The sequence below is a fragment of the Hydrogenophaga sp. genome (assembly GCF_051007235.1).
Taxonomy (GTDB): Bacteria; Pseudomonadota; Gammaproteobacteria; order Burkholderiales; family Burkholderiaceae_C; genus Hydrogenophaga.
Map to the genome: position 1 here is coordinate 1 of NZ_JBPCSJ010000155.1, position 4,818 is coordinate 4,818.

The 4,818-nt window shown below is 66.9% G+C and carries 4 protein-coding genes; all 4 read right to left on the reverse strand.

Annotation, left to right across the window (positions count from 1 at the left end; genetic code table 11):
• Positions 1 to 186: DUF2721 domain-containing protein (locus ACR2JA_RS05680; RefSeq protein ID WP_434008138.1), on the reverse strand; the 186-nt coding region annotated here is incomplete at its 3' end.
• A gap of 172 nt (positions 187 to 358) precedes the next feature.
• Complete coding sequence (locus tag ACR2JA_RS05685) at positions 359 to 1,267, reverse strand: phosphoribosylaminoimidazolesuccinocarboxamide synthase (protein WP_434008139.1); 909 nt, start codon at positions 1,265 to 1,267, stop codon at positions 359 to 361.
• A 90-nt stretch (positions 1,268 to 1,357) separates the two neighbouring features.
• Positions 1,358 to 3,163 carry an SWIM zinc finger family protein gene (locus ACR2JA_RS05690; RefSeq protein ID WP_434008140.1) on the reverse strand — a complete coding sequence of 602 codons (1,806 nt, stop codon included), beginning with the start codon at positions 3,161 to 3,163 and terminating at the stop codon, positions 1,358 to 1,360.
• A gap of 232 nt (positions 3,164 to 3,395) precedes the next feature.
• Positions 3,396 to 4,460, reverse strand: a complete 1,065-nt coding sequence (gene fba / locus ACR2JA_RS05695) for a class II fructose-bisphosphate aldolase (RefSeq protein WP_434008141.1) — start codon at positions 4,458 to 4,460, stop codon at positions 3,396 to 3,398.
• Positions 4,461 to 4,818: the final 358 nt, after the last annotated feature.

Below are 4,818 nucleotides of genomic sequence, written 5' to 3' on the forward strand. Positions count from 1 at the left end.
TTCGGTCACCGCGGGATCGGTCGCGGTCCGGATCTTGTCTTCCAGGATGCGGGCCCGGTCGATGATGCGCGCCAGCCGCCCGGCCACGGCGCTGATCATGCCGGCCACGGCGGTGAGGAAGAACACCGGCGCCACCGCCAGCTGCACGCTGTGGGTGACGGCGTCGACGTCGAGCGGCAAGGGCATCGCTGCGGCCTCAGAGGCTGGGAGGGCGTTGGGCGTGCCCGAAAGGGCGCCCCAAAGCGCCACCGGCAAGGCGCAAAGCACAGCCGTAGCCCGTGCTACGGCGCGCATTTGCAACACCGCTGGCGGTGTTTTGGGGTATCAAGGCGGGCATGACCGATTCCCTCGCAGTCTCTCAGCCCAGCATGCGGGTGAGCGCTTCCTGGTACTTGGCGGAGGTCTTCTCGATCACCTCACGCGGCAGGCGCGGCGCGGGCGGCGCCTTGTCCCAGGGCTGGCCGTTGACCTTGGCGGTTTCCAGCCAGTCGCGCAGGAACTGTTTGTCGTAGCTGGGCGGGTTGCTGCCCACGGTGTACTGGTCGGCCGGCCAGTAGCGCGAGGAATCGGGTGTGAGCACCTCGTCCATCAGCACCACGGTGCCGTGCTTGTCCAGGCCGAACTCGAACTTGGTGTCCGCGATGATGATGCCCTTCTTCAGGGCGATCTCGGCCGCCGCCTTGTACAGCGCGATGGCTTTGTCGCGGATCTGCGCGGCGATGTCGGCGCCGACCATGGCCACGGTCTGCTCGTAGGTGATGTTCTCGTCGTGCTCGCCCATCTCGGCCTTGGCCGCCGGGGTGTAGATCGGCTCGGGCAGCTGGGACGCGTTCTGCAGGCCTTCGGGCAGCTTCACGCCGCAGACCGAGCGGCTTTCCTGGTATTCCTTCCAGCCACTGCCGGCCAGATAGCCGCGCACCACGGCCTCGACCGGGATCGGCTTGAGGCGCTGCACCAGCATCGAGCGACCGGTGACCTGGGGCGCCTCTTCGGCCGACACCACGCTCTCGGGCGCGTCGCCGGTCAGGTGGATGGGGCAGATGTTCAGGCCCTTGGGGCCGAGCTGGTCGAACCAGAACAGGCTCAGTTTCGTGAGCAGCGCGCCCTTGCCGGGAATCGGCTCGCCCATGATCACGTCGAAGGCGCTGATGCGGTCCGAGGCCACCATCAGGATGCGGTCGTCGCCCACGGCGTAGTTGTCACGCACCTTGCCGCGCGCGAGCAGCGGCAGGGACTTGAGGGCGGAGGTGTGCAGGGCGGTGGTCATGATCGGTCGCGGGGAAAGTGACAGCCAAGAAAAAAGCCCGGTGACCGAACAGTCAGCGGGCTCCGTACCATTCCGGCGGATTATCGCAGGTCAGGCCTGAGGCAAACCAGCCAGGAATGCACGGCGGGCCTTGTAGGTCTGCCGCAGTCCGTCCAACCATTCGCGTGCCGGCTCAGACCGCATCCGGCCAGAGATCTCCCGCACCAGCGCCAGTTCGTTGTGGTACGGACTCTTGGCCTGCGCCATCCAGACATCGAACACCCGCTGCAGCAGCCACACCGCCGTGTGCTGCTCGGTCAACGGCAGCGCATGGGCGAGTCGGTACAGCGTGCGCGGATCGCAGCGGTTGGGTGGCTGCACCAGGTCCAACGCCTCCTGCCAGCGGCCTTCGGCGAGCCACCAGGACACGCGCTGACTCACCAGCCGCTCCTTGCTCGGACGCTTGGGCAACCCCACCCGTTCGGGCGGTAGCAGCACCATTTGCATCTCACGCTCTGCCGCCCAGGTCATGAGTTCCTCCCGGTAGGTGGCGCGGTCCTTTCCGGCACGTTCGGCCGCCTTCAGGCAAGCCAGGTAGCACTCATCGTTGGGGTGTTTCTGCAACTGCCGCCGCCGGATCACCAGCGCCTCGTCGTCCCAACCGTCGCGTTCGTAGGCACGCAACAAAACCTCTTCGACCCGACCATCGTCGGGAAACAGCTTGTGGGCATGCGCGGCCCATTGCATGGCTTCGCGCAGCCAGCCCTGGGTTTCGCACAGCACGACCGCCTCCACCCACTCATGCTCCGAAGCGGCGCTGGCCGTCATGGCCGCCAGCAGCGCGCGCGGATCGTCCTGCAATCGAAGCGCGCGCAGATACCGGTCCCGCAGGCGGCTGCGCTCCCAGTCGATGGTTGCACGCTGACCCGCAAGGCCCCGCCGGCCAGCCGGCGCACTCGCCCCCTCCTGGTGGGCTTGCATCCAGCGCTGCCATGCCTCGGTCGCCTTCGCCACATACGCCGCCTGCGCCACCGGCCCGGCCTGAGCCAGCACCTCCATTTCGCTCCACAGCCCGAACGGATCAGCCGCCATCAGGTCGAACCAGCGCGTCAGCCAGCTCGCCGGGGGCTGCGCCGCCTGCACCGCGTCGGCATACAGCGCCATCACCTCCCCGACCAGATCGCCGATCTCACCACCCGAATCGTCCGCGTACTCCATCACCTTGTAGAGGCGGCGCAGGCTGTGGTCGCACAGATCGATGCACACCGTGGGGTTCTTCTGCAGCCAGGGTCGCAACCAATCCAGCAGCAGCCCTCTGCGGCGCGCGTACTCAGCCGATTCCCGCCAGTCCAGATAGTCGCGCCGGTCGCGCAGCAACTCGGTGATGGCGGTCTGCAGCGCCTTGGGGTCGTCGCCCGCCTGCGACTGCGCGGCCCACGCCTTCAAGGCGGCCATCAGTTTGCGGTCGCCTTGTGCCCAATCCCAGAGACGCGCGGAGAGTGCTTCGGGGGGTTGTGCTTTGAGAAAAGCCAGCAGATCGGTGGCCTTGCGCGCCTGGGTCTTGGCGCGCTTGCTGGCCGGGCTTTCGGCAGACGCCGAATCGCCTCCGGTCGGAGGCTCCCCTGACACGACACCACGCAACACCAGCGACAGCGCCACCTGGTGCTTGCAAAAGAACCCGTCTCCCGCGTGCGGGCAGTCACAACGGCCGTGCAGCAGATCGCGCCGGTCAATGGCGACCCTCACCTCGTAGCGGTCCGTGCCGCGCACCGTCGCTTCCAGCGCGATGCGCTCACCGTCTTCCAGCGGCGACATCTCGGGCTCGTGCACCGAACCGTCGCGGGCGTACACCTCACCCCGGCGGAACACCGCCTCGCCCGCCAGCCGCTGGAGAACCGCGTCTGATAGCGCATCCACCCAACGACTCGGATCAGGGGCACCCATCATCGGCCGTGGCGTAGTGAAACTCTGGCTCCGTGTAGGGGCCGTGGAGTATGGGCGACGGTTCTGATTGGGATTGCGATTTCACTGGTGGGGTGATCGTTAAAAAACCCGCCTGACTGTAGCGGAAGGTTCTCGCTTTCGCATGGACGAAATCTGAAAACGAAGAAGCCGCCCGAAGGCGGCTCCATTCAGACCAGCAGGTAGTTCAGACCACCTTCTGCGCAAGTTCGCCGCTGGCGTACTTGGCGGCCATCACGCTCAGCGTCTCGCCCTTGATCTTGGCGCCCTGGCCTTCGCAGCCGAATTCCAGGTAACGCGCCTTGCACACCGCCTTGGCAGCTTCGCGGGCGGGCTTGAGCCATTCGCGGGCGTCGAACTTCTCGGGGTTCTCGGCCAGGAACTTGCGCACCGCGCCGGTCATCGCCATGCGGATGTCGGTGTCGATGTTGATCTTGCGCACGCCGTGCTTGATGGCTTCCTGGATCTCGGCCACTGGCACGCCGTAGGTTTCCTTCATCGCGCCGCCGTACTGGTTGATGATGGCGCGCAGTTCCTGCGGCACCGACGACGAGCCGTGCATCACCAGATGGGTGTTGGGGATGCGGGCGTGGATTTCCTTGACGCGGGAAATGGCCAGGATGTCGCCGGTGGGCGGGCGGCTGAACTTGTAGGCGCCGTGGCTGGTGCCGATGGCAATGGCCAGCGCGTCCAGCTGGGTGGCCTTGACGAACTGGGCGGCCTCTTCGGGGTCGGTCAGCATCTGGGAATGGTCCAGCTTGCCTTCGGCGCCGATGCCGTCTTCCTCGCCGGCGTCACCGGTTTCCAGGTTGCCCAGGCAGCCGAGTTCGCCTTCCACCGTCACGCCGGTCTTGTGGGCGAGTTCGACCACCTTGCGGGTCACGTCGACGTTGTAGTCGAAGCTGGCCGGGGTCTTGCCGTCTTCCATCAGCGAGCCGTCCATCATGACCGAGCCAAAGCCCAGGTCGAGCGCGCCCTGGCACACCTGGGGGCTGGTGCCGTGGTCCTGGTGCATGACCATCGGGATGTGGGGGTACATCTCGGCGGCGGCCTGGATCAGGTGCTTGATGAAGGCTTCACCGGCGTACTTGCGGGCGCCGGCGCTGGCCTGCAGGATGACCGGCGCACCGACTTCGTCGGCCGCGGCCATGACGGCCTGCACCTGTTCGAGGTTGTTGACGTTGAACGCCGGAATGCCGTAACCGTTCGCCGCGGCGTGGTCGAGCAGTTCGCGCATGGAAACGAGAGCCATGAAAATCCCCTAGTCAAAGTTGGTAACCGGTCTGTAACTCGGGGAATTTTAAGGCGCTCGGCCTTGCGCGCGGATGACAAACGAGCCGCCGCAGCCGGTGACGCCAGTCCAAGGCCGCGGTGCAGGGGACCGTCGGGAGAGGACCGGCCGCCGGCGCACGTGCCTGGAACCAGGGCACCCGTGGAACCGGCTTTGCCGGGCCACAGGGTGCGTCCGCCCCGGCCGCAGGCCAGAGGGGGGAAGCCGCGCAGAGGCGCAGGGGGGAAGACCGATCCCGCGCCGGGCCGCCCCAAGCGGGATCAGACCCCACGGGGGGCAGCGACCCGCGCAGCGGCGGTGCGTTGGGTCCGTTTCAAGC